Genomic DNA, 24,932 nt, shown 5'->3' with positions numbered 1-24,932 from the left:
TAAACGTACCTGATGCCAGTCAGTTCAAGGCGCGAAACCTGTGGGAGCGGGCTTGCTCGCGAAGGCGGTGTGTCAGGCGACATCAATCTTGACTGTGCCGCCGCCTTCGCGAGCGAGCCCGCTCCCACATGGATTGCGCTTAGCCAGACACATTGACCGCGACAGCACTGCGACGCTGCAGGTAGATGAAAAACAACGCCGTCAGCACCGTCAACCCGCTGACCAGTGCGCCGGTCCACGGCAAGTCCGCCAGGTCCGCGCCACTGGCCACAACCAGCCCGCCAATCCACGCACCGGCTGCGTTGCCGAGATTGAATGCGCTTTGATTCAACGTCGACCCGAGGTTTGGCGCTTCATGAGCCTGATCGATGATCAGCAATTGCAGGATCGGGCACAGCGCAAACGCGAAGATACCCCACAATACCAGTGTGATCGCCGCCGGGATCATTGAGTGACTGGTCTGACTGAAAGCGGCCAGCACGACGACCACCGCCAGTGCCATACCCACCAGAGAAGGCAGCAAGCGACTGTCCGCCAACCGGCCGCCGAGCATGCTGCCCGCCGTCAGACCGACCCCGAACAACAGCAACATGATCGTCACGCCATGCGGACTGACACCGGTGATGTCTTGCAGGATCGGCGCGATATAGGTGAACACGCTGAACAGACTGGTGGACGCCAACACGCTCATGCCCAGCGCCAGCAGCACGTTGACCTTGCCCAGCACTTTGAACTCGCTGGCCAGGTTGGCCTTGTCCATGGGGATTTCCTTGGGCAGCCAGACCCACTGTGCGATGGCCGCAATCACACCAATCACCGACACAGCCCAAAATGTCGAGCGCCAGCCAGCGTATTGCCCCAGCGCGGTGCCCAATGGAACGCCCAGCACGTTGGCCAGCGTCAGGCCGGTGAACATCATGGCAATCGCCTGGGCTCGTTTGTTCGGTGCCACCAGACCGGCAGCGACCACCGAGCCGATGCCGAAGAACGCACCATGGCACAGCGCGGTGATCACCCGCGCGGCCATCAAAGTGGCGTAGTTCGGCGCCAGGGCGCAGAGGATATTGCCGAGAATGAACATCAGCGTCATGCCCAGCAATGTGGCTTTGCGCGGCATGTTGGCGGTCCCGACCGCGAGGATCGGCGCACCGAACACCACGCCCAGGGCGTAACCGGTGATGAGCAGCCCCGCGTGAGGAATGCTCACGGCGAGGTCGCGGGCGACATCGGGCAGCAAGCCCATGATGACGAATTCAGTGGTGCCGATGCCGAAGGCGGCAACAGCCAGTGCAAGCAAGGCGAGTGGCATGCGCAAGGTCTCTGTCGGTAGTCTTGACGCTTTGATCAGGCATACGCAGGCCGACGACCGTTCTCGGTGAGAGCGGGCAGAGGCAGGAATTATTGGAATTAGTGTGTGCGCAACTGAGTGCGGCGTGGTCGCTTGCAGTATAAACAGCTGCGGACATATGGCGAATCAATTATCCAGCTGAACTCCGTAGGAGCTGTCGAGTGAAACGAGGCTGCGATCTTTTGATCTTGATTTTCCAGGAGCAAAAGATCGCAGCCTCGTTTCACTCGACAGCTCCTACAGAGGGCGGGACAAAATAAGGAGTGTGTCGTGCTGGCGACGGTTCTGGTGTTGGTAGCGGCGCTGTTGCACGCGGCGTGGAATACCCTGATCAAATTCAGTGCAGAGCGGCTGTTGGTGGTGGCCTGCATGGACAGCGTGGCGCTGCTGTTTGTCGCCCTGATGCTGCCCTTCGTGGCGCTGCCGCCACTGGAGATGTGGTCGTGGATTCTCGCGTCAGCGGCATTTGAGTTGCTCTATCGCTACCTGTTGATCCAGGCCTATCGGGTCGGCGATCTCGGTCTTGTCTATCCCTTGATGCGTGGCCTGTCGCCGCTGGTGGTGCTGGCACTGACGCTGATCTTCGCCGGGGAAGTGCTGACGGCTCAGCAGATCTTCGGCATTTTGCTGATCCCGTTCGGCATGTTGTGCCTGCTCTGGCAGGGCGGTGGCGGGGTGCGTCTGCCGTGGTCGATGCTGCCGGTGGTGGCACTGATCGGGTTGTGCATCGGTTGTTACACCTTCATCGATGGCCAGGCCTTGCGGCGCTGGTCCGATCCATTGGATTACCTGGTTTGGGTCACATTGCTCAGTGCCTGGCCGTTCCCGTTGCTGGCGCTGGTGCGCAAGCGCCCGGCGTTCAGGCTGTTCTGGCGCGAGCAGTGGCGGTTGGGCTTGGCGGTCGGGTTTTGCGTACTGTTCAGCTACGCTCTGGTGCTGTGGGCGATGCAGCTCGGCTCGATTGCTGAAGCCGCGGCGCTGCGCGAAATCAGTGTGATTCTGGTGGTGCTGTTTGGGATGCGCTATCTGGAAGAACCTTTCGGCAAGCCCCGGCTCTTAGCCTGTGGGCTGGTGCTGATCGGCATGTTGGTGATGAAGTTTTAGTCACCCTTGATGGAACTCGACTCTCTATAACTTGAAAGAAGGGACTGCGTTATGACGGTTGCTCTGTGGTGCATTTTGATTGCGATCTGCTTGCCATATTTATGCACAGGCGTCGCCAAGTTCAGCGGCGGCAAGTTCGGGCTGAAAGAGAATCACGATCCGCGGGCGTTTCTGGATTCGCTCCAAGGCGTGGCCAGGCGTGCGCATTCGGCGCAGTTGAACAGCTTCGAAGTGACACCGGCGTTTGCGGCAGCGGTGATCGTCGCGCACCTGGCCGGCAATGCCGAACTGGTGACGATCAATGTGCTGTCGGTGCTGTTCATCACCAGTCGGCTGCTCTACATCATTTGCTATCTGGCGGACTGGGCGATTCTGCGGTCGTTGGTGTGGGCCATTGGAGTGGGGTTGATTGTCAGTTTCTTTGTGGTGTCGGTTTAAAGGCAAGACCAAAAGATCGCAGCCTTCGCAGCTCCTACATTGGCCGCGTGCACCGCAATATCGCGGATGAACATCGATCCCTGTAGGAGCTGGCGAAGCCTGCGATCTTTGCTTTTAAAGTGTGTCAGCCACCTGCGGCACTTGCGGCAACGCCGCCCCCTTGGGCCAAAGCATCCAGATCTGTCCCTGCTGTTTCATGTCACCGGCCAATTGCCCGGCCGCATCCCCCGTGCCCCAGAACAGGTCCGCGCGAACCTCGCCGGTAATCGCGCCGCCAGTATCTTGCGCGGCCACCGGACGTACCAGTGCGCTGCCATCCGGGCGTGTGGTCGATAACCACAACAGGCTACCGAGTGGAATCACCTTACGGTCCACCGCCGCGCTATAACCTGCGGTCAGCGGGACATTCAGCGAGCCGCGCGGTCCTTCGTTGCTGTCGGGGTTGCGGGTAAAGAACACGTAGCTGGGGTTACTGCCGAGCAGTTCGGGAATGCGCGTCGGATTAGCCTTGGCCCAAGTGCTGATAGCACCCATGGTCACGTCTTCTTTCTTCAGCTCACCCTGGTCCACCAGCCAGCGGCCGATGGGTCGATACGGGTGGCCGTTCTGATCGGCGTAACCGACACGCAACTGACGACCGTCATCAAGCTGGATGCGACCCGAACCCTGGATTTGCAAAAACTGCAGGTTCATCGGGTCGGTCAGCCAGGCAATCACCGGCGCCTTCACGCCTTTGGTTTCAATGGTTGCCGCATCGTCGTATGGCTTGAGTACGCGACCTTCGAGCCTTCCCCGCAGGCGTTTGCCTTTGAGTTCCGGATAGATACTGTCCAGCGAGACGATGATCATGTCCTCGGGCACACCGTACACCGGGATGTTGGCTTCCTCGGTCTGGGTCAGGCTGCCGGGATACACCGGTTCGTAGTAACCGGTAATCAGGCCGTTGGGGTTGTCATTGGCGGCACGCAGGCCATAGACGTCCAGGTTCTGTTTGAGGAAACCGCGGATGTCATTGGCGGTTGGCTGCACATTGGCGGAAGCCGCACAGGTGCCGCCCCAGACCGGGTCGGCCTTGAGCCGGGTACAAGCGCTGCGCCACGAGCCGAAGCCAGCGACGAGGTCGTTGTCGGACACTGCCGGAAGCGCTTCCCAGGTGGCGCTGGAGTAGGTCGCCAGTGCGTGGGTTTTCGGTTTGCTGCTGTCGCCGCCGGTGCAACCTGCCAGTACGGCCACCATCGGAAGGGTCCAGGCCAGATTGTGACGCCATGCCTTGAAACGGCTGTTCATGGAGTAATTCCTTTGCCGGCTGCCTGAGTGCTCCATGCGCTCAAACAACCCGTATTGATAATAGGGCTATTGGTCTTTGCCGGTGACACGAGGATACTGGCCGCCGTTTCCAGTGACCTGAAGCCACCATGATTCTTAAAAGACTTTCCGTTGTATTGCTGGCCTGCCTGACCTTGTCCGCCTGCGGGGGGGTCGACCCGAACTCGCCGCTGGGTCAGCGCAAGGCGATCTTCAAGCAGATGCTCAAGACCGGCGAAGACCTGGGCGGTATGTTGCGTGGGCGTATTCCGTTCGATGGCCCGAAATTCGTCGACGGCGCCGTGAAACTTGATGCCTTGTCCCATGAACCGTGGAAACATTTCCCGCAGGTGCGCGAAGAGGATCACACCAGCGCCAAGGACGATGTCTGGCAGAAGCAGGCACGTTTCCAGGAGCTGGCCCGCACCCTTGAAGGCGCCACCGGTGAACTGGTGATTGCCAGCAAGGTTCAGCCCTACAAGGTCAGCAACCTGGGGCCGGCGGTGCAGAAAGTCGAAGATGCCTGCAGTGCCTGCCATAAAGAGTTTCGGGATCATTGATTGCAGAAAAGATCATTTATTTATCCAGCTCATCCAGTGCTTCCTGCAACTCCTTGCGTGATTGAGCCAGTTTGTCTTTGCGCTTGTTGATCTTCTCGGCGTCGCCTTTTTTCATCGCCTTCTCGAGGTCCGCCTGACGCGTGCTGACTTCGTGCTTGGCGTCGAGCACCTTGTTTTCCCGTTCCTTCTTCAAGGAAGCGTCGGTGCAATGGGCAGTGACTTCGTTCAGGGCGGTTTCCAGGCCAGCCTGTTGATCGGCGTTGCCGCGGGACTTGGCCAGTTCGATCTGGTTGATGATGCCTTGTTTTTTGGCGGCGCAGCCGGTCAGGCCCGGGGCATCTTCGTCGGCCATCAATGGAGCGGCCATCACGCTGCACAGGGTCAACACGGCAAGCGGTGAAAGAAGTTTCATAAAAGCTCCAGGTGAAAAATTCGATATAGCGATGGGCTGTTTGAGCGCATCGGCACCTTTGGGTTCCCGGTTCTCAGAGCGGGCTGGTGTCTAGAAACCGTCAATCCCGGCAACACGTAATGTCTCACTCAAGGCCAGGACCTGCGGGTCGCGGAAAAATGCGCTCAATTGCGCTGCGCGCCCCGGACCGATGCCGGCTTCGGCCTGCCATTGTTCGGTGTTTCGTTGTGCCAGCGCCTGCCATGAGTCGGCGAGGCGTGCCTGGCCAGTCGGCGGCAAACCCAGGGCTTTAAGCCAGCGAGCGAATGGGCGTTGCCGGGCGCTGTTGAAACTGTCCAAAAGACGAGCACTGCTGCGCTCACCGAAGCCGTCAATCTTAGCAAGCTCTTGCTCATCAAGGGTCAACCAATCGACCAGGCTGTCGAGGCGTTCGGCCTTGAGCAGTTTCTTCCAAGTGCCCGGCCCGACATGAGGCAAGGCCAGCCCCTGTTTGCCACTGAGCCAGCTCAGACGTGCGAGGAATTGGCTTTCGCATCCGGGTGTGGGCTGCCAGCAGCTTAAAGAATGAAACTCTGCCGCCAGCGGTACGTTCAATGCCGGGCGTTCGGTGCTGCGCAATACGACCCCATCGAGCCTGGGGATGGTCAGCCCCGCCAGGCTGATGGCGACCTGATCGCCGGGTCGGATGTCCAGCGCTTCCCAGCGTTGCAGGGAGCTGACACTGACGCGCCTGATCTGCCGGTCGTCGAGCATTACCGGTATCAGATCCAGCACCGGTGTGATCCGGCCGGTTCGTCCAATTTTGAAGTGGACCTTGCGCACCTCGGCCAGCGCCTGGGCAAAGGGGTATTTCCAGGCGACGCTCCAGTAAGGCGTTTTCGCCTGCCAGCGCTCGGCCGGTGGGCGCTGGTCCTGGCGCAGCACGACCCCATCGCTGGCAAAGGGCAGGGGCGAGCGATACCAGTGATCGCGCCAGCGTTCGGCATCGGCAAATGCCTCGATCGGCTGACTGTAGGGTGCCGTACTCGGGAACCCCAGGTTGTCCAGAGCTGCCACCCGGTCGGGCAGGCTTTTCGGGCCTTGCGGCCAATCCCAGACAAACAAACCGATACCGGCGGCCTGCTCGGAGCTCAGCGCCTTGCGTGCCATCAACCCGGCCACCGTGGCGCGGGCATTGAGGCTGCCGGCCTCGGCTTGTACGTGTTCGGTCAGGCGCCAATAGAGTTCGCCTTGGAGCAGCAAGTCCAGCGACTGCGAAAGTTTTTGAGGGATGGCGGCGATCTGGCGTGCCGAGGCTGTCCAGTCCTGGCCGTTTACCCCGTCCCCCCGACTGATCGCCCGGTGCAACCAGCCATTGCGATAAATCAACGTCACCGCCACACCGTCAACCTTGGGCTGAATCCACACCTCGCCCCGATCTTTCAGCCAGGCTTCGACGGCGCGCCCATCGCGCAGTTTTTCCAATCCGGTGTGGGCGATGGGGTGAGCAACCGTGCCGCCGGCCGTACGCAATGGTTCGTCGGAGGGGGCTGAATCAAAACACTCGCGCCATTCGGTCAGTCGTGCACGGGACTGATCATAGAGTTCATCGGCGATCAGCGATTGGCCTTCACGGTGGTAGCTGTCGTCCCAGCGATCGATTTGCAGTTGCAGGGTGGTGATTTCTTCCTGTGCGCGAACCGGTGGCCAATCGGGGCATTCGGCGGCATTGGCGGTCTGGCTGGCGAAGGTCAGCAGGAAAGCGAAAAACAGGCGCAGGTTGGGCAGCATCGAGAGCGTCCTTGCTCGTTGGGATGCTTGAAGGCTAGATCAGTACTGATAGGCGCGAAGGGTGGTTTTTTTGCTGAGTGTTTCTGGCATGAGACAGAGGTGACTGGGCTGGCCTCTTCGCGAGCAAGCCCGCTCCCACATGGGATCTCCTGTGTACACAGATGCGGTGAACGACCGAGTTCAAATGTGGGAGCGGGCTTGCTCGCGAAGGCGGCGACACGGTCTCAAGCAGCAAGGCAATAAAAAGCCCCGCACGGCGAACCGTGCGGGGCTTTGGGTACCGCAGGAAAAGTCTTACAGGCCGGCAGCGACACGCAGGTCGTCGGCGCGGTCGGTTTTTTCCCAAGTGAAAGTGGTGAACGTATCGTCGCCCACAGTCTTGGTAGCCGGAGTGCGACCGAAGTGGCCGTACGCAGCGGTTTCCTGGTACATCGGGTGCAGCAGGTCAAGCATGGTGGTGATCGCGTATGGACGCAGGTCGAACACTTCGCGAACCAGTTTGACGATCTTGTCGTCGCTGATTTTACCGGTGCCGAAGGTGTTCAACGAAATCGACGTAGGCTGGGCAACACCGATCGCGTAGGAAACCTGAATCTCGCAACGCTCGGCCAGGCCGGCCGCGACGATGTTCTTGGCCACGTAACGACCAGCGTAGGCCGCCGAACGGTCTACTTTCGATGGATCCTTGCCGGAGAACGCGCCGCCGCCGTGACGGGCCATGCCGCCGTAGCTGTCGACGATGATCTTGCGACCGGTCAGGCCGCAGTCGCCCACCGGGCCACCGATGATGAATTGGCCGGTCGGGTTGATGTGGAACTGGGTGTCTTTGGACAGCAGCTCGGCAGGCAGTACGTGCTTGACGATCAGTTCCATCACGCCTTCGCGCAGGTCTTTGTACGATACGTCAGGGTTGTGCTGGGTCGACAACACAACGGCGTCGATACCGACAACCTTGCCGCCTTCGTAACGGCAAGTGACTTGCGACTTGGCGTCCGGGCGCAGCCAAGGCAGCAGGCCGGATTTACGGGCTTCAGCCTGGCGTTGAACCAGTTGGTGCGAGAAGGTGATCGGTGCTGGCATCAGCACGTCGGTTTCGTTGCTGGCGTAGCCGAACATCAGGCCCTGGTCGCCGGCGCCCTGGTCTTCAGGCTTGGCACGGTCAACGCCCTGGTTGATGTCGGGGGACTGCTTGCCGATGATGTTCATCACGCCGCAAGTTGCACCGTCGAAGCCGACATTGGAGCTGTTGTAGCCGATGTCGAGAATCACGTTACGGACGATGTCTTCCAGATCGACCCAGGCCGACGTGGTGACTTCACCTGCGATGATTGCAACGCCGGTTTTTACCAGTGTCTCGACCGCTACACGGGCGAATTTGTCTTCAGCAATGATGGCGTCCAGCACCGCATCGGAAATCTGGTCGGCGATTTTGTCCGGATGCCCTTCAGACACGGACTCGGAGGTGAAGAGGGAGTATTCGCTCATCTCGATTTTTTCCTGAATTTACCGATGGTGAGTGTCGCCAGTCGGTCGCTGAAAATGGCGGACCTGAATCTGGAAACCATTACGTAAGCCTACATAGAGGCTTTCCCCGGGAATGAGTCCCGCAGCGGTGGCCCAACGGGCCAGATCGTCCTGTTCAAACCCCAACCACAGATCACCGCAGGCCTCCCTGGCCCAACTCTGGTTGTGGCTACATAACTCTGTCACGAGCAGGCTACCGCCCGGTTGCAGCAAGTCGGCCATGCGCTTGAGTGCTTCGGCCGGCGCAGCGAAATGGTGCAGTACCATGTTCAGTACAACGCAATCAGCCTTGAGGCTTACGCCGTTCAATGCATCGGCCAATTGCAGGCTGACGTTAGCCAGCATTTCACGTTCGCAAACCTGACGGGCCAGATCGAGCATCGCAGGGCTGTTGTCCAGCGCCGTGACTTGAACGAAACGATGCGCCAGCTCCGGCAGAAAACCGCCATCGCCGGGGCCTACTTCGATCGCCGTGGCGCCAGGGCCGAAACTCAGCTTGTCGAGCAGTGCCACCACGCTTTCGCGGTATTGCGCCAGGCCGGCAATCAAGTCTTGCTGGGCGCGAAACTTCTCTGCGACCCGTGAGAAAAAGTCCTGGCTGGCCGCCGCTCGCTGCCCGTGGACCTGACCGATCCGCGACTGAACGTCAGTCGGCAGGGTCAGGTTGTCCACTTCTTCCAGCAGTGCTGCATGCAGCTTGCCGCCCGGCAGATCGGTGTGGGGCAGGGCGCGGCGGTAGAAAATCGCATTGCCTTCACGACGGGTCGCCACCAGGTCGGCCTGGGCCAAAACCTTGAGGTGATGACTCATGCCAGACTGGCCAATGCCGAAGATCTGCGCCAGTTCCAGTACGCCGAACGAATCGTTGGCCAGCGCGCGCAATACATTCAGCCGCAGAGGATCGCCGCCGGCCTTGCACAGGGCCGCCAGTTCATCGCAATCGTCATGTCGAATGGAAGGCACGCGTAAATTCATAAGGCCAGCAGTCTAGTTACGGTCGGAAATCATCGCAAGAGCAATATCAAAAAGTTTTGATATTGCTCGATAGATGGCACTTTTCAGCGTTAGGTTTAGTCAGCAAACGAACAGCGGAAAGGTTTCATCAGTCGAATACGCTGTTATCCATTGGAAAAACGCCTTCGGATGACTATCTGTCATTGCCCCGAAGGCGGTCGGTGAGGGAAAATGCTCGCCTTTTTTCCGTTTCGTTTTATTAACTCTCGATTCAATATCCGCAGGAGAACAGCGATGCCCAGCCGTCGTGAGCGTGCCAACGCCATTCGTGCCCTCAGCATGGATGCCGTGCAAAAAGCCAACAGCGGCCATCCCGGTGCCCCTATGGGTATGGCGGATATCGCCGAAGTACTTTGGCGTGACTACCTGAAGCACAACCCGAGCAATCCATCGTTCGCCGACCGTGACCGCTTCGTGCTGTCCAACGGTCACGGTTCGATGTTGATCTACTCGCTGCTGCACCTCACCGGCTATGACCTGTCGATCGATGACCTGAAAAACTTCCGCCAGCTGCACAGCCGCACTCCGGGTCACCCGGAATACGGCTACACCCCAGGCGTTGAAACCACCACCGGTCCACTGGGTCAAGGCCTGGCCAATGCCGTGGGTTTCGCGTTGGCGGAAAAAGTCCTGGCGGCGCAGTTCAACCGTCCCGGCCATAACGTCGTCGATCACCACACCTACGTGTTCCTGGGTGATGGCTGCATGATGGAAGGCATTTCCCACGAAGTCAGCTCCCTGGCCGGTACCTTGGGCTTGGGTAAACTGATTGCCTTCTACGATGACAACGGCATCTCCATCGACGGGGAAGTCGAAGGCTGGTTCACCGACGACACGCCGAAGCGTTTCGAGGCCTACAACTGGCAGGTGATCCGTAACGTCGACGGTCATGACCCGGAAGAAATCAAGATCGCCATCGACACGGCCCGCAAAAGCGAGCAGCCGACGCTGATCTGCTGCAAGACCACCATCGGTTTCGGTTCGCCAAACAAGCAGGGCAAGGAAGACTGCCACGGTGCCCCGTTGGGTGACGCGGAGATCGCTCTGACCCGTGAAGCACTGAAGTGGAACCACGGCCCGTTCGAAATCCCGGCCAATATTTATGCCGAGTGGGACGCCAAGGAATCCGGTCGCGCGGCCGAAGCCGAGTGGGATCAGCGTTTCGCTGCTTACTCCGCGGCCTTCCCGGAGCTGGCCAACGAACTGATTCGTCGTCTGAGCGGTGACCTGCCGGAAGACTTCGCGGAAAAAGCGGCTGCTTACATCGCTGAAGTCGCGGCCAAGGGCGAAACCATCGCCAGCCGTAAAGCCAGCCAGAATGCCCTGAACGCGTTCGGCCCGCTGTTGCCGGAACTGCTGGGCGGTTCGGCTGACCTGGCCGGTTCCAACCTGACCCTGTGGAAAGGTTGCAAAGGCGTCACCGCCGAAGACGCCAGCGGCAACTACATGTACTACGGTGTTCGCGAGTTCGGCATGAGTGCGATCATGAACGGCGTGGCCCTGCACGGCGGCCTGGTGCCTTACGGCGCGACCTTCCTGATGTTCATGGAATACGCCCGCAACGCGGTGCGCATGTCGGCGCTGATGAAGAAGCGCATCATCTATGTGTTCACCCACGACTCCATCGGTCTGGGCGAAGACGGCCCGACTCACCAGCCGATCGAGCAACTGGCCAGCCTGCGCTGCACGCCGAACCTCGATACCTGGCGTCCAGCCGATGCCGTTGAATCGGCAGTGGCCTGGAAATGCGCGCTGGAGCGTGACGACGGTCCGTCGGCACTGATCTTCTCCCGTCAGAACCTGCAGCACCAAACCCGTGATGCCGTGCAGATCGAGTGCATCAATCGCGGCGGCTACGTGCTGAAAGACTGCGCAGGCGAGCCTGAGCTGATCCTGATCGCCACCGGTTCGGAAGTCGGCCTGGCCGTTCAAGCCTTCGACAAACTGACCGAGCAAGGCCGCAAGGTGCGTGTTGTTTCGATGCCGTGCACCAGCGTCTTCGAAGCCCAGGACGCCGGCTACAAGCAAGCGGTTCTGCCATTGCAGGTCAGCGCGCGTATCGCCATCGAGGCCGCCCATGCGGACTACTGGTACAAGTACGTGGGCCTGGAAGGGCGTGTGATCGGCATGACCACCTACGGCGAGTCGGCGCCTGCGCCTGCGTTGTTCGAAGAGTTCGGCTTCACCCTGGAAAACATCCTGGGTCAGGCTGAAGAGCTGCTGGAAGACTAAGTCCAGGTGATGTATTGCCTGTTCTGACGCTATCGCGGGCAAGCCCGCTCCCACAGGGATTTACACCGTCCATGTGGGAGCGGGCTTGCCCGCGATGGCAATAGAACATTCAACGCAACACTGACGGATTCACCACGGTAATCGAGAACCCCATGCCTCAACCGCGTCCTTACAAAGTTGCACTCAACGGCTACGGCCGGATTGGTCGTTGCGTCTTGCGTGCGTTGTTTGAGCGAGGCTCGACGGCAGGGTTCGAAATTGTCGCGATCAACGATCTGGCCGACATGGCCAGCATTGAATACCTGACACGCTTCGACTCCACACACGGGCGGTTTCCCGGTGAGGTGAGGGTCGAGGGCGATTGTCTGCATATTAAAGGCGACTGCGTGAAGGTCCTGCGCAGTGCCACCCCCGAAGGCATCGATTGGGCGTCACTGGGCGTCGATCTGGTGCTGGAGTGCTCCGGCGCCTATCACACGCGTGCCGATGGCCAGCGCTTCCTCGACGCTGGCGCGCCACGGGTGCTGTTCTCCCAGCCGATGGCCAGCGAGGCAGATGTCGACGCCACCATCGTCTACGGTGTGAACCAGGATTGCCTGACCGGCGATGAGCTGCTGGTATCAAACGCGTCCTGCACCACCAACTGCGGCGTGCCGCTGTTGCGCCTGCTGGATCAGGCCATTGGTCTGGAATACGTGTCGATCACTACCATCCACTCGGCAATGAATGATCAACCGGTCATCGACGCCTATCACCACGAAGACCTGCGCCGCACCCGTTCGGCGTTCCAGTCGGTGATTCCGGTGTCCACTGGTCTGGCGCGAGGCATTGAACGCCTGCTGCCGGAACTTGCCGGGCGAATTCAGGCCAAAGCCGTGCGGGTGCCGACGGTTAACGTGTCCTGCCTCGACATTACGATGCAGACCGTAAGCGATACCGACGCCACCGAGGTCAACCGGATTCTGCGCGAGGCCGCCACCCATGGCCCGCTCAAGGGCCTTCTGGCCTACACCGAGTTGCCTCACGCCAGTTGTGATTTTAATCATGACCCACATTCGGCCATCGTCGATGCCAGTCAGACCCGCGTTTCCGGCCCTCGGCTGGTGAACATCCTGGCCTGGTTCGACAACGAATGGGGTTTTGCCAATCGAATGCTGGACGTTGCAGAACACTATTTGCAAACAGCTGCACCACAACCAAAACCTGCTCTCTAAAACAGCTATCCAGGAAATGCGACCCATGACCGTGTTGAAGATGACCGACCTCGATCTGCAAGGTAAGCGCGTACTGATCCGCGAAGACCTCAACGTCCCAGTCAAGGACGGTGTTGTCACCAGCGATGCGCGAATCCTGGCTTCGCTGCCGACCATCAAGCTGGCCCTGGAAAAAGGCGCGGCCGTGATGGTCTGCTCGCACCTTGGCCGTCCGACCGAAGGCGAGTTCTCGGCCGAAAACAGCCTCAAGCCAGTCGCTGACTACCTGAGCAAAGCCCTGGGCCGCGAAGTGCCGCTGGTGTCCGATTACCTGGGCGGCGTCGACGTGAAAGCCGGCGACATCGTTTTGTTCGAAAACGTGCGCTTCAACAAGGGCGAGAAAAAGAACGCTGACGAACTGGCCAAGCAATACGCGGCCCTGTGCGACGTGTTTGTGATGGACGCCTTCGGCACCGCTCACCGCGCCGAGGGTTCGACCCACGGCGTGGCCAAGTTCGCCAAAGTCGCCGCTGCTGGCCCGCTGCTGGCCGCCGAACTGGACGCACTGGGCAAGGCCCTGGGCGCCCCGGCGCAGCCAATGGCCGCTATCGTTGCCGGTTCCAAAGTGTCGACCAAACTCGACGTGCTCAACAGCCTGAGCCAGATATGCAATCAGTTGATCGTCGGCGGCGGCATTGCCAACACGTTCCTGGCCGCTGCCGGTCACCCGGTCGGCAAATCCCTGTACGAGCCGGACCTGCTGGACACCGCCCGTGAAATCGCTGCCAAGGTCAGCGTTCCGCTGCCGGTCGACGTGGTGGTTGCCAAGGAATTCGCTGAAAGCGCTACCGCGACCGTCAAGCTGATTGCCGACGTGGCCGCAGACGACATGATCCTGGACATCGGCCCACAGACCGCGGCGAATTTCGCCGAGCTGTTGAAGTCGTCCAAGACCATCCTGTGGAACGGCCCGGTGGGCGTGTTCGAATTCGACCAGTTCGGTAACGGCACCAAAGTGCTGGCCCAGGCCATCGCAGAAAGCTCGGCGTTCTCCATCGCTGGTGGCGGCGACACCCTGGCGGCCATCGATAAATATGGCGTTGCCGAGCAGATCTCCTACATTTCTACCGGCGGCGGCGCGTTCCTCGAATTCGTTGAAGGCAAAGTGCTGCCGGCCGTTGAAGTTCTGGAAAGCCGGGCCAAGGCCTGAGGCCGCGCATTTGACCAGGCAAAGGAGTGTTCACATGGTCAGGACCTTAATGCTGTTGATTGCCGCGGGTATGCTGGCGGCTTGCGGGAGTAACCCGAAAGCCACGCCGGAACCCGCGCCGCAAACACAGGAAAAAGGCTGCTACCAGGCCGACTGGCAAGCGGAAACCAACCCGGTGATCAACAAGCGCTCCGGGCCCGACGGCCTGGACAAATACGAGACACAGGTCCCGGCCAAGGAACATGGTTGCCCTTGAGGGGTCAGACTCTTTACTCAAGGCGGGCGGCGTGTGCCGTCAGCCGAGGAACATGGATGAAAGGCTTTATCGCCGTTGCGGCACTGGCATTGCTGGCAGGTTGCGCCAATTTGAACCTGTTCAACGCTGCCGAGCCAGCGGACAGCTGGACCACCTGGACCTGCGACAGCCAGGCCAAAGTGCTCTGGCGCTACACTGACATCAACCGCAAGGAAGTCGACGTTCGTCTGGGCGGTGCCGATCAGGTCTACCGCTTGAAGCTTGAACCGGGCGCCGAAGGTTCGCTGTACAGCAACGACATGCTGGCGTTTCACGTAAAAGGTGAGGAAGGCCTGGTGTACTGGGTCGCCACCAATGATTTGATTGGCCGCGGTTGTAAAGCCGAGTAACACGATTGATTTGATTCACAGCGATCCAAATGTGGGAGCGGGCTTGCTCGCGAAGGCGGTGGATCAGCTTGCATGGATGTTGAATGTATAACCGCATTCGCGAGCAAGTCGGATCGCCGCACCGCCGCTCCCACAGTGGTTTTCTGTAGTTCTTGAGATTTTGCACCACCGAATTCGCAGCCCGGGCCAACCCCCGATCTGCAATAACTTGAATAGCCGCCGCCGCTACGGCAGGCTGGCACGATTAACGACCCTCAACCGGGAGAGACACACACAATGGCACTTATCAGCATGCGCCAGATGCTGGACCACGCAGCCGAGTTCGGCTACGGCGTTCCAGCCTTCAACGTCAACAACCTTGAGCAGATGCGCGCCATCATGGAAGCCGCTGACAAGACTGACTCCCCGGTGATCGTCCAGGCTTCGGCCGGTGCTCGCAAATACGCAGGCGCTCCGTTCCTGCGTCACCTGATCCTGGCAGCCATCGAAGAATTCCCGCACATCCCGGTGTGCATGCACCAGGACCACGGCACCAGCCCTGACGTCTGCCAGCGCTCCATCCAGTTGGGCTTCAGCTCGGTGATGATGGACGGCTCCCTGGGCGAAGATGGCAAGACCCCGACCGACTACGACTACAACGTCCGTGTCACCCAACAAACCGTAGCCATGGCTCACGCCTGCGGCGTTTCGGTAGAAGGCGAGCTGGGCTGCCTGGGTTCGCTGGAAACCGGCATGGCCGGTGAAGAAGACGGCATCGGCGCCGAAGGCGTTCTGGATCACAGCCAAATGCTGACCGACCCGGAAGAAGCCGCTGACTTCGTCAAACGCACCCAGGTCGACGCCCTGGCCATCGCCATCGGCACCAGCCACGGCGCCTACAAGTTCACCAAGCCACCGACCGGCGACGTGCTGGCCATCGACCGCATCAAAGAAATCCACAAACGCATCCCGAACACCCACCTGGTAATGCACGGTTCGTCTTCGGTTCCGCAAGAGTGGCTGGCGATCATCAACCAGTACGGCGGCGACATCAAAGAAACCTACGGCGTACCGGTTGAAGAAATCGTCGAAGGCATCAAGCACGGCGTGCGCAAGGTCAACATCGACACCGACCTGCGCCTGGCCTCCACCGGCGCGATGCGTCGCCTGATGGCTACCAACCCAAGCGAGTTCGATCCGCGTAAGTTCTTCGGCGCGACCGTGACGGCGATGCGTGATGTTTGTATCGCACGTTATGAGCAGTTTGGTACGGCGGGTAATGCCTCGAAGATCAAACCGATCTCGTTGGAAGCGATGTATCAGCGGTATTTGAAGGGTGAGTTGAACGCTAAGGTTAACTAAGCCTTAGCGTTAAACCGCTGATTCAAGAAACCCGCCGAGAGGCGGGTTTTTTTGTGGGTGATTATTCTTTCAACCATCAAGTGCAGGAATTGAAATCCTTGACTTGAGACCGGCTAATGGGTGTCCCCTTATTGATGCTTATTGGTTCGGCGAAAATAAACCGGTTTCGGGAAACCACTTGCGGATTTCCGCTTCGGTCAAAATATAGAGCTTCGCTATAATATTTATTCAGATAAGTTATAAAAAACTGTCATTTGTTGCAGGTGACTTAATTGCTTGCGCCTATAACATTGTTGTTGTCCGAGCATTTTGTTCGGTTTACATCGAGGTTGTGATTATGTCCAAAGGAAAACAAAATCCAGCTTTACAGCGTGCCTATCTTTCGGAAAATACTCCGAAAGGCAATTACTACAGCGTTTTGATTAGCTTTGCTGATTATGATACCGGTCACATTGAAGGTAAGTGGGGAAAAAATCAGGCCCCCACTTCTCCTTTAGGTGCTTCAGGTTATCACCGGCTTGATGCCAGCGATGAGTCGTGTGTTAGATTAACGTTTGACGAAAATGAAAGTTGTATTTTGTTATCCATAAATCAGGAATACAAGAGGCTGTCTGGCGAACTCTACAATAAGCAGGATGGCTCTAAAGCTCATGTGGTTTTCAATCAGTCTTAGGCTGGGTATAAAAAATAGCCCGTTAATTGGGTCGGAATATAGTTGGGCGATTCCAGATGTTAACTAAATTGAATTGAGGTGTGAGCTATGAAAGAAGTTCCTAGTCTTCAGGCTACTTATTTCAGTGAGCCTGTCAATGGTACTTACTATACGCTTGGAATAAGATCAGTTGATCATGATGGTGGGAAAATTATCGGGCGTTGGGGGAAGGGGCAATTTATGGGGCACAGTTTATATTCTGGTTGGCTGCATTGGAATGGCCAAGCAAGTACGATCTATCTTGATATGGTATTCGACGTATGCAATTTGCAGTCGGATGATAGGAGCTTTAATAGATTGTACGGGACGATTAGGGGTGTTGTTGACGCTGAAAGCTATCCTATTGTGTTCAATAAATCTAAAGACGAAATTGTTGAAGGATAATTGGTTTGCGTAGAATTCGACCGACGTAGATTTTTCGGCGCAACCGCGATGCGTGATGTATGTAACGCTTCTTATGAAGCGTTCGGTGCTGCTGGTAATGCTTCGAAGATCAAGCCGATCTCTCTCTGCAAGCGATGTTCCAGAATTATCTGAAAGGTGAGTTGAACACCAAGGTTAACTGAGGCTGAGCATTAGTTCGCTGATTCAAGAAACCCGCCGCGAGGCGGGTTTTTTTGTGGGCTGTGGGCGGACTTTGCGTTAATCCCGTGTAGATGAAAGTAAAGTCTTGGTTCTTTAGTTATGTCGATTATTTCAAAGATGTATTAAGCACTGTCATTTATTACAGGTGATTGGGTGAGAGATATTACCTATGCTGGTCGTGCAATCACAGAGGAGCCAATTAAATAGATCGGTTTCCTTTCTCTCCGTTTATATGTTGAGGTGGATAATGAAAGTTAAGGAAGATAAGAGCGGTATGAAGGTGGACGGTGAATTCACGGCTATTTTTTACAATGAGTCCGGCAATGAATCAGGAGTCTTCAAGGCAGATCGAATTTATGGGGTAATGGACGGCGATATATTCAATGTAAATGCATACGATAAAGATAATCTTATAAAATTCCAGATTCCGCAGGGCTTTGGTATCAAAAAGCACGAATTGACGGACAAGGGGGAATTTTTATTTATGTCTGATCCTGCGGATGCCGAGCGTTGGTACGCTCAGTCGGGATATGTGGATATCGAAAATAATGATGTCGCTGACTATCGAGGTGGTTTTCATGTAAAAAAGCGTTCGGAGGGTGATACGGATAAGTCAGCCATGAAAGGAGAATATCGGCTCGACTTTTCCGCAATCAAGAAGGCGGCAAAGTAAAGGCAGAGTAGAAACCAAAAGGGGACTGATTGATTTAATCGTCCCTTATTCAGTGAGTTGAACGCTAAGGTTAATTAAGCCTGAGCGTTAAGCTGAATTGATAAAAACCCGCCGAGAGGCGGGTTTTTATTGGGGGCAAGTTGTTCGCATCACCCGAGCCGCGATTACTCCTTCAATTCGACGTGGTCCAGCGCCTGGTTCACCGCCAGTTCGCCGAGCATGACCACTTGGGCGATGCCCAGCAGGGTCTTGCGATGGGAGGTCTCCAGCAGCGCCGCGAAATTGTTGAGCATGGTGGTGGCCGAGCCGAGTGTTTCGCTGGCGTTGGCCAGCAGGGATTCGGTGTTGTACTTCGGGTTGGCCAAGTACATGGGCTCGGGTTCGTTGGTGGTGGCCATGATGTTGGCGGCCGGGTTGAGGTATTGGTCGAGGGCGCGCTCGGCGGCTTCGTGGAATTTTTTTGAATCGGGGGATTCGTAGGGGGATGCCGGGTCGGTGACCGGCGGATGCGGCGTTGATTTTGTCATTTGCTCGAAACCTGATTGGAGTGCCCCCTCTTTGGCTACTAATCAAAGTGGAGGCAACTGTACGCAGGTTAGTAGACCGGGGTTTCGAGCAGGCCGGCGCACCCGAAGGTGCCCTGCGCACAGTTACCATCAAGCGCAGGAATCGGAATCCCTGACTGACAGATGCTTGTGCACCAAGCTCGAAACCACGGGCTACTAAACCCGATCACTGGAAATCAGTGACGCGAATCAAGTTACCGGTGGGCTTCAAGGCGCACAAGCCGGCGGATTCTGGCGTACCTGTAGGCGGTGACGCAAGCCGTTGTAGGCTTCATGAAGTAACGCTGAGTGTCTTTAAACGTGGGCGTTTAAGTGGGGCCAGATGCCGGTCAGTGAAGTGATGGAGTTGGACATAAAGAACCTGTGGCGAGGGAGCAGTCCTACGGGTTTTGTAGATGCCAAGTTCGTTCTTTGCCCGTAGCAGCTGTCGAGCTTGCGAGGCTGCGTTCGGCTGCATCGCAGTCGCAAAATCAGGCTTCACGTTTTTTCAGGTAAAACGTATGTGCCGGACGGCGGCCGCTTCGCGGCCGAACGCAGCCTCGCGGGCTCGGAAGCTGCTACAGGAGATCGAGTCGCCTCAGGTATCGTGATCGATATCCAGCTTGCTGAACGTCACTTCCCCGCCTTCGCTGGTGTACCCGGTGTTGTCCTGCACGTAGACGCCGGCCTTGAAGTACAGCGGTTTATCACGCCACATCGCGCTGATGTCGGTGTCCCACTGGTAGCCCGCCGCACTGATGCCCAATGCGCCTCCGGGGCTGAGGTGGATGAGGTAGGAAAATTCCCGGTCGAGTTTTACGCCAGTGGCGATGGTGATGACCCGGGCGGTGTCGTCGTCGGGGTGCATGCGGACTTTGGCGACGATGTTGCCGGTCGCGCTGTAGTCCTTGTATTGATACTCGACTTTCACCATGGGCTTCTGGCTGTTGTAGGCGTGGATCTGGCCAATGACGATCTTGCCCGTGCTGGGTACCTTGCTGACCGTAAGGGTCGCACGCAGAAAGTTGTCCGCGTCGGGGTAGTACCAGTTTTTCAGCGTGCCATTGCTGTAGGTTTCGCGCAGTTCGGTGCGAGGGTAAATCGCGTTTTCAGTGCGGGTGCCGGTTACCGGGGACCAGAAAAACAAGGTGCCGGTGTCGGAGTGGAAGTACTGATCCTTGAAGCCGTCCACCAGTTTGGTTGTTTCGACGGTGTACGGCGGACTGCCGACAGGAACGCTGAGGTTCCAGGTTGCGAGATCGATCATATTCAAGCTTCCACTTTTTTCTGTACGCACGTGCAAGAAGCTCTAGCTCGCGCCTTCGGGCTGTCTTTATAAACGTAGAACGGTTGTTTGTTAATGCCCATTTGGCAGATGGTTGACGTCAACATCCTGTCGAAATGCCATCTTTCCCGGTTTACGGGGGCTGTAGGACTGACCGTTAGTCGGCTATATGAAACTTACTGAAGTGATGGCACACCGGTAGCTTCTGCTTTTGTGGATCCAGGTCTAGAGTGAAGTCGCATTATGTGTCCGGTTTTCACAAGAGGCCCGGCCTGAGGTCCCGAACAAGAGATGCAGCATGGAATGCGCACAACCTATGCCAGCTGAAGGCAGCTCAATCCTTTTAATTGTTGATGATTACCCCGAAAACCTGATCAGCATGCGCGCGTTGTTACAGCGCCAGGACTGGCAGGTCATCACCGCGGCTTCCGGGTTTGAAGCGCTCAGCCTGTTACTCGAACACGATGTCGACCTGGTACTGCTGGACGTGCAGATGCCGGGTATGGACGGTTTCGAAGTGGCGCGCCTGATGCGTGGCAGTCAGCGAACCCGCCTCACGCCGATCATTTTTCTTACCGCCAACGAACAATCCCAGGACGCCGTGATCAAGGGCTACGCCAGTGGCGCGGTGGATTACCTGTTCAAACCGTTCGACCCGCAAATTCTCAAACCCAAAGTCCAGGCCCTGCTCGAGCATCAGCGTAATCGCCGTGCCTTGCAGCAGTTGAGCCATGACCTGGAAGTCGCTCGTGCCTTCAATGCCTCGGTGCTGGATAACGCCGCCGAAGGCATTCTGGTGGTGGGCGAGGACGGGCTGATTCGCTTTGCCAATCCGGCGATGTCCCGCTTGCTCAATGCCACGGTGCATGAGCTTCAAGGCAAGGAGTTTCTGGATTTCCTGCAAAAGCCGCACATTCCGATCTGGGCTGACTCCGAATTGTTTGCCGGCTACAAGCGCGGTGAAACCCTGCGCCTGCACGATGCGTTACTGCGTACCGCGCCCGGTCAGCAAGTGCCGGTGGCGTTGTCCTGCGCGCCTTTGCCCACCGAGCAACGTGCCATGGTAGTGACGGTGCTGGACATGTCGGTGGTTCACCATCTGCATCAGCAGCTGGAGTTTCAGGCGGTGACCGATCCACTGACCGGGCTGCTCAATCGCCGGGGTTTCTATCAGACCGTTGAAAACCTGCTGCTGCGCGGCGAACGCTCCGACAGCACGTGGGTGCTGTTGTACCTGGACCTCGACGGCTTCAAGCGGGTCAATGATTCCCTCGGCCACGATGCGGGCGACCGGGTGTTGCGTTGGGTGTCCGAGCAGCTGAAGGCATGTCTGCGGCCCTTCGATATTCTGGCGCGGATGGGGGGCGATGAGTTCACCGCGCTGCTGGATCTTGAGCTCCCCGAGCACGCGGCAAAAATTGCCGAGAAGCTCATCGAGCGGGTGTCGATCTGTCAGCAAATCGAAGGCATGGACATCGCCTTGGGCGCCAGTATCGGCATCGCCACTTATCCCGATTGTGGGGCTAATCTCGACGGGTTGATGCGCGCGTCCGACATCGCCATGTACGAAGCCAAGCGTGCCGGGCGTCAGCAATATCGCTTCTACGATCACGAAATGAACGGCCGGGCGCGCTCGCGGCTGATGCTCGAAGAGAGCGTGCGCACGGCCATCGAGAACCGTGATTTCAACCTGGTGTATCAGCCTCAGGTGGCCATTGCCGACGGGCAGATTCGCGGGTTCGAGGCGTTGCTGCGCTGGCAGCATCCGAGTGTCGGCGATGTACCGCCGGGGCTGTTTTTGCCGTTGCTGGAAGAGGCGCGGTTGATCAGTCGCCTGGGTAGCTGGATTTATCATCGTGGGGCCAAACAGCGAAAAGCCTGGGAAATTTTGTTTGCCGAAGATCTGGTGCTGGGCGTCAGTTTGAGCAGCACGCAATTTGGTTTGCCCAATCTGGTCACCGAGCTGCGCCAGGTGCTGGAGCGCCATGGTTTGAAACCGCGGCAGCTGGAGGTCGAGGTCACGGAAGAGGCCTTGATGCTTAACCCCGACGAAACCCGTAAACAGCTGCGTTTGCTGCGCAATTTGGGAGTGCGGGTGGCGCTGGATGATTTTGGTTCCGGAGCTTGTTCGCTGGCGCACTTGCGCGACCTGGAACTGGACACGCTCAAACTCGACCGGCATTTGATCGCCCGGTTGCCGGGATCCGAACGGGATGCAGCGCTGGCGCGCAGTGTCATCGACTTGTGCAAACAGTTCGGCCTGCTAGTCATCGCTGAAGGGGTGGAGACCGTGGAGCAATATGAATGGCTGCAAGCCAACGGTTGCCAGTATGTGCAGGGGTTTCTGGTCGCGCGGCCGTTGATGGCCGAGGACACCCGTCACTTTGTCGAGCCGTTCGACTGGAGCGCGCTGACGAGTTGAATTCGTTACACTGGCGACCTTTTCGTGACTCGTGTTGCCGCCCCAATGACCGCGTTGAAATACCTCCAGGCCTATCCCGCCAAGTTGCAGGACCAGGTGCGCCAGATGATCGCCGAAGGTCGGCTGGGCGACTACCTGAGCCAGCGATATCCGCAAAAGCACGGGGTGCAGAGCGACAAGGCGCTGTACACCTATGCCTTGGACCTCAAGCAGGAATACCTGCGTAACGCCCCGGCGATCGACAAGGTGTTATTCGACAACCGTCTGGACCTGACCCACCGCGCGCTCGGCCTGCACACCGCGATCTCCCGGGTACAGGGCGGCAAGCTCAAGGCCAAGAAAGAAATTCGCGTGGCCTCGTTGTTCAAGGACGCGCCCTCCGAGTTTCTGAAAATGATCGTGGTGCATGAATTGGCGCATTTCAAAGAGTCGGATCACAACAAGGCGTTCTACAAGCTGTGCGAACACATGTTGCCGGGGTATCACCAGGTGGAGTTCGATTTGCGGGTGTACCTGACGTGGCGGGATATGCAATAGAAGATCAGGATCAAAAGATCGCAGCCTTCGGCGGCGCCCACAGGCGCGTAGGAGCTGCCGAAGGCTGCGATCTTTTGATCTTGATCTTGATCTTGATCTTCTAATAAGGAGCGCATGGATGGACGTGAGCAAGACCAAAAGCAGCTTCTACCGCCGGTTGTACGTGGCGTACCTGATCGACAGCGGGCTGGCCAGCAGCGTCCCGGCGTTGACCGAAGTCACCGGCATGCCTCGGCGCACGGCCCAGGACACCATTGCGGCATTGGCGGATCTGGATATCGTTTGTGAATTCGAGCAGGAAGAAGGCGCGCGCAATCATGCGGGGCGCTATCGGATTCGCGAGTGGGGGGCGATTGATCGGGGGTGGATCGAGCGCAATCTGCGGCAGATCAAAGCGGTGTTGGAATATCCCTGAGATTTTGTGGTGTTGCGGCTGACGCCTTCGCGAGCAAGCCCGCTCCCACACTGGATCGCCGTGAATACAAAACAGGTGCATATCGCAGATCAAATGTGGGAGCGGGCTTGCTCGCGAAGAGGCCTTTATGGGCGACGCATCCCGATATGCGGAATGTCATCTTCCAGGTATTCCTCACCCACCACCACAAACCCGTACCGCCCGTAATACCCCTGCAAATGCGCCTGGGCCGAGAGGTAGACCGGCACTTCAGGCCAGTGCTTTTCGGCCTGTTTCAATGCCTGGCTCATCAACTCATGCCCAAGCCCGGTGCGGCGTGCAGCGGGAGCAATGATCACCCGGCCAATCACCACGTCGCCGCCCTGTAACTCCGGGTCGAGCAAGCGCAGGTAAGCCACCAGACGATCCCCGTCCCAGCCCATCAGATGGCAAGTGTCACCTTCCAGATCCTGGCCGTCGATGTCCTGATAAAGGCATTTCTGCTCGACGATGAACACCTCCGCGCGCAGCTGCAAAATGGCATAAAGCTGCTCTTTACCCAGATCGCTGTGGTGCTTGCAGACCCAATCGATTGTCATCTTCAGATTCCTTGAACAACGTGCTCCGATACTAAGCGTCCTGAGGCGGGATGTCTTTATGGCAAAGAAATCTGTGACAAAGGCCAAAATGCCATCATTCATTTCTCGCGAGATTGTCTTCTTTGTGTAATCTGCGATGCAGCGCTGTGCAATGTCGTCGATAAGCTAATGTTAGGACCTGGGTTTCGCCGCTAAAGGGGCCTTGGAGTTTTGGCTGAAAACACGTCGGGCAACCCGCCCGCTAAGGATTTTCTGGCATGCCGCGATTGCATCGAGCGTTTGCTTTGATTGGATTGCTGTTGCTGACACAGAGTGCGGCAGCGCAAAAGCTGCGTCTGGTAGCCGATGCCTGGCCACCCTTTACCGACGCCACGCTGGTCAATGGCGGACTGGCCACGGACATCGTTAGCACCGCGCTGGCCCGGGCCGGTTATGGCAGTGATTTCGAACAGGTGCCGTGGGCGCGAGCCTTGTTTGGGATAGGCGAGGGGCGTTACGACGTGCTGGTCAACGCCTGGTACACCGATGAGCGCACGAAGCTGGGGCAGTTTTCCGGCGAGTACCTGCTCAATCGCGTGCGCTTTCTCAAGCGCAAAGACACGCCGATCGAATTCAACAACCTGCAACAACTGCACACTTTCCCGATAGCGGTAGTACGCGGTTATGCCTATTCGCAAGCATTCGACGACGATGTGTCGCTGCAGAAAGTACCCGTGCATAGCTTCGCCATGGCCGTACGCATGGTCGCGGCCGACCGGGTCAAGCTGACTCTGGAAGACGAGTTTGTCGCCCGGTATTACCTGGCTCGGGAGTCATTCAAGGTACGCAATGCCGTGGAGTTTTTGCCCAAGCCATTGAGCGAGAACAGCCTGCATATTCTGGTGAGCCTGAAGAACCCGCAGCATGAACAGATCGTTGCCGGTTTCGACCGTGAGATTGCGGCGATGAAGGCTGATGGGAGTTATGAGAAGTTGCTCAGGCAGCATGGGATGTAAGTGCCGGGTATTGTGGTGTGGCCGATGACGCCTTCGCGAGCAAGCCCGCTCCCACATTAGATCTGCGGTGAACATTTATTTTATGAACA

At 57.9% G+C, this 24,932-nt stretch carries 25 protein-coding genes and 1 pseudogene; 17 read left to right on the top strand and 9 right to left on the bottom strand.

Annotation, left to right across the window (positions count from 1 at the left end; genetic code table 11):
• Nucleotides 1-139: 139 nt before the first annotated feature.
• Nucleotides 140-1,309 (bottom strand): MFS transporter, encoded by a 1,170-nt coding sequence (locus IB250_RS16390; protein WP_192344881.1) that lies wholly within the window; start codon nucleotides 1,307-1,309, stop codon nucleotides 140-142.
• Between the two features lie 309 nt (nucleotides 1,310-1,618).
• Here IB250_RS16390 and IB250_RS16385 point away from each other — a divergent pair, with 309 nt between their 5' ends.
• Together IB250_RS16385 and IB250_RS16380 are read left to right on the top strand one after the other, a co-directional pair.
• A complete protein-coding gene (locus IB250_RS16385; protein WP_192344880.1) occupies nucleotides 1,619-2,452 on the top strand; it encodes an EamA family transporter in 834 nt (277 codons plus the stop codon).
• A gap of 51 nt (nucleotides 2,453-2,503) precedes the next feature.
• Nucleotides 2,504-2,890 carry an MAPEG family protein gene (locus tag IB250_RS16380; protein ID WP_192344879.1) on the top strand — a complete coding sequence of 129 codons (387 nt, stop codon included), beginning with the start codon at nucleotides 2,504-2,506 and terminating at the stop codon, nucleotides 2,888-2,890.
• Between the two features lie 114 nt (nucleotides 2,891-3,004).
• On the opposite strand, the gene IB250_RS16375 is transcribed toward IB250_RS16380, so the two are convergent.
• A complete protein-coding gene (locus IB250_RS16375; protein WP_192344878.1) occupies nucleotides 3,005-4,177 on the bottom strand; it encodes a murein transglycosylase A in 1,173 nt (390 codons plus the stop codon).
• A 128-nt stretch (nucleotides 4,178-4,305) separates the two neighbouring features.
• On the opposite strand from IB250_RS16375, the gene IB250_RS16370 reads away from it, so the two are divergent.
• Nucleotides 4,306-4,755, top strand: coding sequence for a c-type cytochrome (locus tag IB250_RS16370; RefSeq protein WP_008074839.1), 450 nt, complete (start codon nucleotides 4,306-4,308; stop codon nucleotides 4,753-4,755).
• 16 nt (nucleotides 4,756-4,771) lie between these two features.
• On the opposite strand, the gene IB250_RS16365 is transcribed toward IB250_RS16370, so the two are convergent.
• From IB250_RS16365 to IB250_RS16350, 4 genes are all read right to left on the bottom strand, one after another.
• Nucleotides 4,772-5,167 (bottom strand): DUF1090 domain-containing protein, encoded by a 396-nt coding sequence (locus IB250_RS16365; protein WP_007894925.1) that lies wholly within the window; start codon nucleotides 5,165-5,167, stop codon nucleotides 4,772-4,774.
• Between the two features lie 90 nt (nucleotides 5,168-5,257).
• Nucleotides 5,258-6,937: an NAD-dependent DNA ligase LigB gene (gene ligB, locus IB250_RS16360; protein WP_192344877.1), complete on the bottom strand. Its 1,680-nt coding sequence runs from the start codon at nucleotides 6,935-6,937 to the stop codon at nucleotides 5,258-5,260.
• Between the two features lie 294 nt (nucleotides 6,938-7,231).
• Complete coding sequence (metK, locus tag IB250_RS16355; protein ID WP_123500165.1) at nucleotides 7,232-8,422, bottom strand: methionine adenosyltransferase; 1,191 nt, start codon at nucleotides 8,420-8,422, stop codon at nucleotides 7,232-7,234.
• Between the two features lie 18 nt (nucleotides 8,423-8,440).
• A complete protein-coding gene (locus IB250_RS16350) occupies nucleotides 8,441-9,436 on the bottom strand; it encodes an ArsR/SmtB family transcription factor (protein ID WP_192344876.1) in 996 nt (331 codons plus the stop codon).
• A gap of 273 nt (nucleotides 9,437-9,709) precedes the next feature.
• On the opposite strand from IB250_RS16350, the gene tkt reads away from it, so the two are divergent.
• From tkt to IB250_RS16300, 10 genes and pseudogenes are all read left to right on the top strand, one after another.
• Nucleotides 9,710-11,707 carry a transketolase gene (gene tkt / locus IB250_RS16345; RefSeq protein WP_008074843.1) on the top strand — a complete coding sequence of 666 codons (1,998 nt, stop codon included), beginning with the start codon at nucleotides 9,710-9,712 and terminating at the stop codon, nucleotides 11,705-11,707.
• Between the two features lie 152 nt (nucleotides 11,708-11,859).
• Complete coding sequence (gene epd, locus IB250_RS16340) at nucleotides 11,860-12,921, top strand: erythrose-4-phosphate dehydrogenase (protein ID WP_007894931.1); 1,062 nt, start codon at nucleotides 11,860-11,862, stop codon at nucleotides 12,919-12,921.
• A gap of 25 nt (nucleotides 12,922-12,946) precedes the next feature.
• Entirely contained in the window at nucleotides 12,947-14,110 is a 1,164-nt protein-coding gene (locus tag IB250_RS16335) for a phosphoglycerate kinase (RefSeq protein WP_007894933.1), read from the top strand.
• 34 nt (nucleotides 14,111-14,144) lie between these two features.
• The gene (locus tag IB250_RS16330; protein ID WP_192344875.1) at nucleotides 14,145-14,366 is read left to right on the top strand and encodes a hypothetical protein; all 222 of its coding nucleotides are present in this window, start codon (nucleotides 14,145-14,147) and stop codon (nucleotides 14,364-14,366) included.
• A gap of 56 nt (nucleotides 14,367-14,422) precedes the next feature.
• Nucleotides 14,423-14,755 (top strand): MliC family protein, encoded by a 333-nt coding sequence (locus tag IB250_RS16325; protein WP_192344874.1) that lies wholly within the window; start codon nucleotides 14,423-14,425, stop codon nucleotides 14,753-14,755.
• A gap of 276 nt (nucleotides 14,756-15,031) precedes the next feature.
• Nucleotides 15,032-16,096 carry a class II fructose-bisphosphate aldolase gene (gene fba / locus IB250_RS16320; protein ID WP_007894938.1) on the top strand — a complete coding sequence of 355 codons (1,065 nt, stop codon included), beginning with the start codon at nucleotides 15,032-15,034 and terminating at the stop codon, nucleotides 16,094-16,096.
• Nucleotides 16,097-16,433: 337 nt separating this feature from the next.
• Nucleotides 16,434-16,769: a hypothetical protein gene (locus IB250_RS16315; RefSeq protein WP_192344873.1), complete on the top strand. Its 336-nt coding sequence runs from the start codon at nucleotides 16,434-16,436 to the stop codon at nucleotides 16,767-16,769.
• Nucleotides 16,770-16,856: 87 nt separating this feature from the next.
• The gene (locus IB250_RS16310; RefSeq protein ID WP_192344872.1) at nucleotides 16,857-17,192 is read left to right on the top strand and encodes a hypothetical protein; all 336 of its coding nucleotides are present in this window, start codon (nucleotides 16,857-16,859) and stop codon (nucleotides 17,190-17,192) included.
• Between the two features lie 12 nt (nucleotides 17,193-17,204).
• Nucleotides 17,205-17,374 (top strand): annotated as a pseudogene (locus IB250_RS16305) (fructose-bisphosphate aldolase); the annotation flags it as partial.
• 266 nt (nucleotides 17,375-17,640) lie between these two features.
• Nucleotides 17,641-18,066 carry a hypothetical protein gene (locus IB250_RS16300; protein ID WP_192344871.1) on the top strand — a complete coding sequence of 142 codons (426 nt, stop codon included), beginning with the start codon at nucleotides 17,641-17,643 and terminating at the stop codon, nucleotides 18,064-18,066.
• A gap of 164 nt (nucleotides 18,067-18,230) precedes the next feature.
• On the opposite strand, the gene IB250_RS16295 is transcribed toward IB250_RS16300, so the two are convergent.
• The gene (locus IB250_RS16295; protein WP_192344870.1) at nucleotides 18,231-18,593 is read right to left on the bottom strand and encodes a DUF6124 family protein; all 363 of its coding nucleotides are present in this window, start codon (nucleotides 18,591-18,593) and stop codon (nucleotides 18,231-18,233) included.
• A gap of 616 nt (nucleotides 18,594-19,209) precedes the next feature.
• Nucleotides 19,210-19,878, bottom strand: coding sequence for a polysaccharide lyase family 7 protein (locus IB250_RS16290; protein WP_192344869.1), 669 nt, complete (start codon nucleotides 19,876-19,878; stop codon nucleotides 19,210-19,212).
• Nucleotides 19,879-20,194: 316 nt separating this feature from the next.
• Here IB250_RS16290 and IB250_RS16285 point away from each other — a divergent pair, with 316 nt between their 5' ends.
• The 3 genes from IB250_RS16285 (at nucleotide 20,195) to IB250_RS16275 (ending at nucleotide 23,270) form a co-directional block, all read left to right on the top strand.
• Nucleotides 20,195-22,318: a putative bifunctional diguanylate cyclase/phosphodiesterase gene (locus IB250_RS16285; RefSeq protein ID WP_192344868.1), complete on the top strand. Its 2,124-nt coding sequence runs from the start codon at nucleotides 20,195-20,197 to the stop codon at nucleotides 22,316-22,318.
• A 45-nt stretch (nucleotides 22,319-22,363) separates the two neighbouring features.
• A complete protein-coding gene (locus IB250_RS16280) occupies nucleotides 22,364-22,855 on the top strand; it encodes a M48 family metallopeptidase (RefSeq protein ID WP_192345009.1) in 492 nt (163 codons plus the stop codon).
• A gap of 118 nt (nucleotides 22,856-22,973) precedes the next feature.
• The gene (locus IB250_RS16275; RefSeq protein WP_007894945.1) at nucleotides 22,974-23,270 is read left to right on the top strand and encodes a winged helix-turn-helix domain-containing protein; all 297 of its coding nucleotides are present in this window, start codon (nucleotides 22,974-22,976) and stop codon (nucleotides 23,268-23,270) included.
• 125 nt (nucleotides 23,271-23,395) lie between these two features.
• Here IB250_RS16275 and IB250_RS16270 read toward each other — a convergent pair whose 3' ends face one another.
• On the bottom strand, nucleotides 23,396-23,848 hold the full coding sequence (locus IB250_RS16270; RefSeq protein ID WP_192344867.1) for a GNAT family N-acetyltransferase: 453 nt from the start codon (nucleotides 23,846-23,848) through the stop codon (nucleotides 23,396-23,398).
• A 257-nt stretch (nucleotides 23,849-24,105) separates the two neighbouring features.
• Between IB250_RS16270 and IB250_RS16265 the strand changes: the two genes are divergently transcribed.
• Complete coding sequence (locus tag IB250_RS16265) at nucleotides 24,106-24,843, top strand: substrate-binding periplasmic protein (protein WP_192344866.1); 738 nt, start codon at nucleotides 24,106-24,108, stop codon at nucleotides 24,841-24,843.
• The last annotated feature ends 89 nt before the right edge of the window (nucleotides 24,844-24,932 follow it).

The sequence above is a fragment of the Pseudomonas sp. PDM09 genome (assembly GCF_014852305.1).
Taxonomy (GTDB): Bacteria; Pseudomonadota; Gammaproteobacteria; order Pseudomonadales; family Pseudomonadaceae; genus Aquipseudomonas.
The sequence above is the reverse complement of the archived record's forward strand: the minus strand, read 5'-3'. Positions and strand labels throughout refer to the sequence as shown.

Bases quoted from the DNA above. Each gene is read 5' to 3' on its own strand.
- IB250_RS16390 (WP_192344881.1), bottom strand. From the start codon at position 1,309: ATGCCACTCGCCTTGCTTGCACTGGCTGTTGCCGCCTTCGGCATCGGC.
- IB250_RS16380 (WP_192344879.1), top strand. From the start codon at position 2,504: ATGACGGTTGCTCTGTGGTGCATTTTGATTGCGATCTGCTTGCCATAT.
- IB250_RS16375 (WP_192344878.1), bottom strand. From the start codon at position 4,177: ATGAACAGCCGTTTCAAGGCATGGCGTCACAATCTGGCCTGGACCCTT.
- IB250_RS16370 (WP_008074839.1), top strand. From the start codon at position 4,306: ATGATTCTTAAAAGACTTTCCGTTGTATTGCTGGCCTGCCTGACCTTG.
- IB250_RS16365 (WP_007894925.1), bottom strand. From the start codon at position 5,167: ATGAAACTTCTTTCACCGCTTGCCGTGTTGACCCTGTGCAGCGTGATG.
- ligB (WP_192344877.1), bottom strand. From the start codon at position 6,937: ATGCTGCCCAACCTGCGCCTGTTTTTCGCTTTCCTGCTGACCTTCGCC.
- metK (WP_123500165.1), bottom strand. From the start codon at position 8,422: ATGAGCGAATACTCCCTCTTCACCTCCGAGTCCGTGTCTGAAGGGCAT.
- IB250_RS16350 (WP_192344876.1), bottom strand. From the start codon at position 9,436: ATGAATTTACGCGTGCCTTCCATTCGACATGACGATTGCGATGAACTG.
- tkt (WP_008074843.1), top strand. From the start codon at position 9,710: ATGCCCAGCCGTCGTGAGCGTGCCAACGCCATTCGTGCCCTCAGCATG.
- epd (WP_007894931.1), top strand. From the start codon at position 11,860: ATGCCTCAACCGCGTCCTTACAAAGTTGCACTCAACGGCTACGGCCGG.
- IB250_RS16335 (WP_007894933.1), top strand. From the start codon at position 12,947: ATGACCGTGTTGAAGATGACCGACCTCGATCTGCAAGGTAAGCGCGTA.
- IB250_RS16330 (WP_192344875.1), top strand. From the start codon at position 14,145: ATGGTCAGGACCTTAATGCTGTTGATTGCCGCGGGTATGCTGGCGGCT.
- IB250_RS16325 (WP_192344874.1), top strand. From the start codon at position 14,423: ATGAAAGGCTTTATCGCCGTTGCGGCACTGGCATTGCTGGCAGGTTGC.
- fba (WP_007894938.1), top strand. From the start codon at position 15,032: ATGGCACTTATCAGCATGCGCCAGATGCTGGACCACGCAGCCGAGTTC.
- IB250_RS16315 (WP_192344873.1), top strand. From the start codon at position 16,434: ATGTCCAAAGGAAAACAAAATCCAGCTTTACAGCGTGCCTATCTTTCG.
- IB250_RS16310 (WP_192344872.1), top strand. From the start codon at position 16,857: ATGAAAGAAGTTCCTAGTCTTCAGGCTACTTATTTCAGTGAGCCTGTC.
- IB250_RS16300 (WP_192344871.1), top strand. From the start codon at position 17,641: ATGAAAGTTAAGGAAGATAAGAGCGGTATGAAGGTGGACGGTGAATTC.
- IB250_RS16295 (WP_192344870.1), bottom strand. From the start codon at position 18,593: ATGACAAAATCAACGCCGCATCCGCCGGTCACCGACCCGGCATCCCCC.
- IB250_RS16290 (WP_192344869.1), bottom strand. From the start codon at position 19,878: ATGATCGATCTCGCAACCTGGAACCTCAGCGTTCCTGTCGGCAGTCCG.
- IB250_RS16285 (WP_192344868.1), top strand. From the start codon at position 20,195: ATGGAATGCGCACAACCTATGCCAGCTGAAGGCAGCTCAATCCTTTTA.
- IB250_RS16280 (WP_192345009.1), top strand. From the start codon at position 22,364: ATGACCGCGTTGAAATACCTCCAGGCCTATCCCGCCAAGTTGCAGGAC.
- IB250_RS16275 (WP_007894945.1), top strand. From the start codon at position 22,974: ATGGACGTGAGCAAGACCAAAAGCAGCTTCTACCGCCGGTTGTACGTG.
- IB250_RS16270 (WP_192344867.1), bottom strand. From the start codon at position 23,848: ATGACAATCGATTGGGTCTGCAAGCACCACAGCGATCTGGGTAAAGAG.
- IB250_RS16265 (WP_192344866.1), top strand. From the start codon at position 24,106: ATGCCGCGATTGCATCGAGCGTTTGCTTTGATTGGATTGCTGTTGCTG.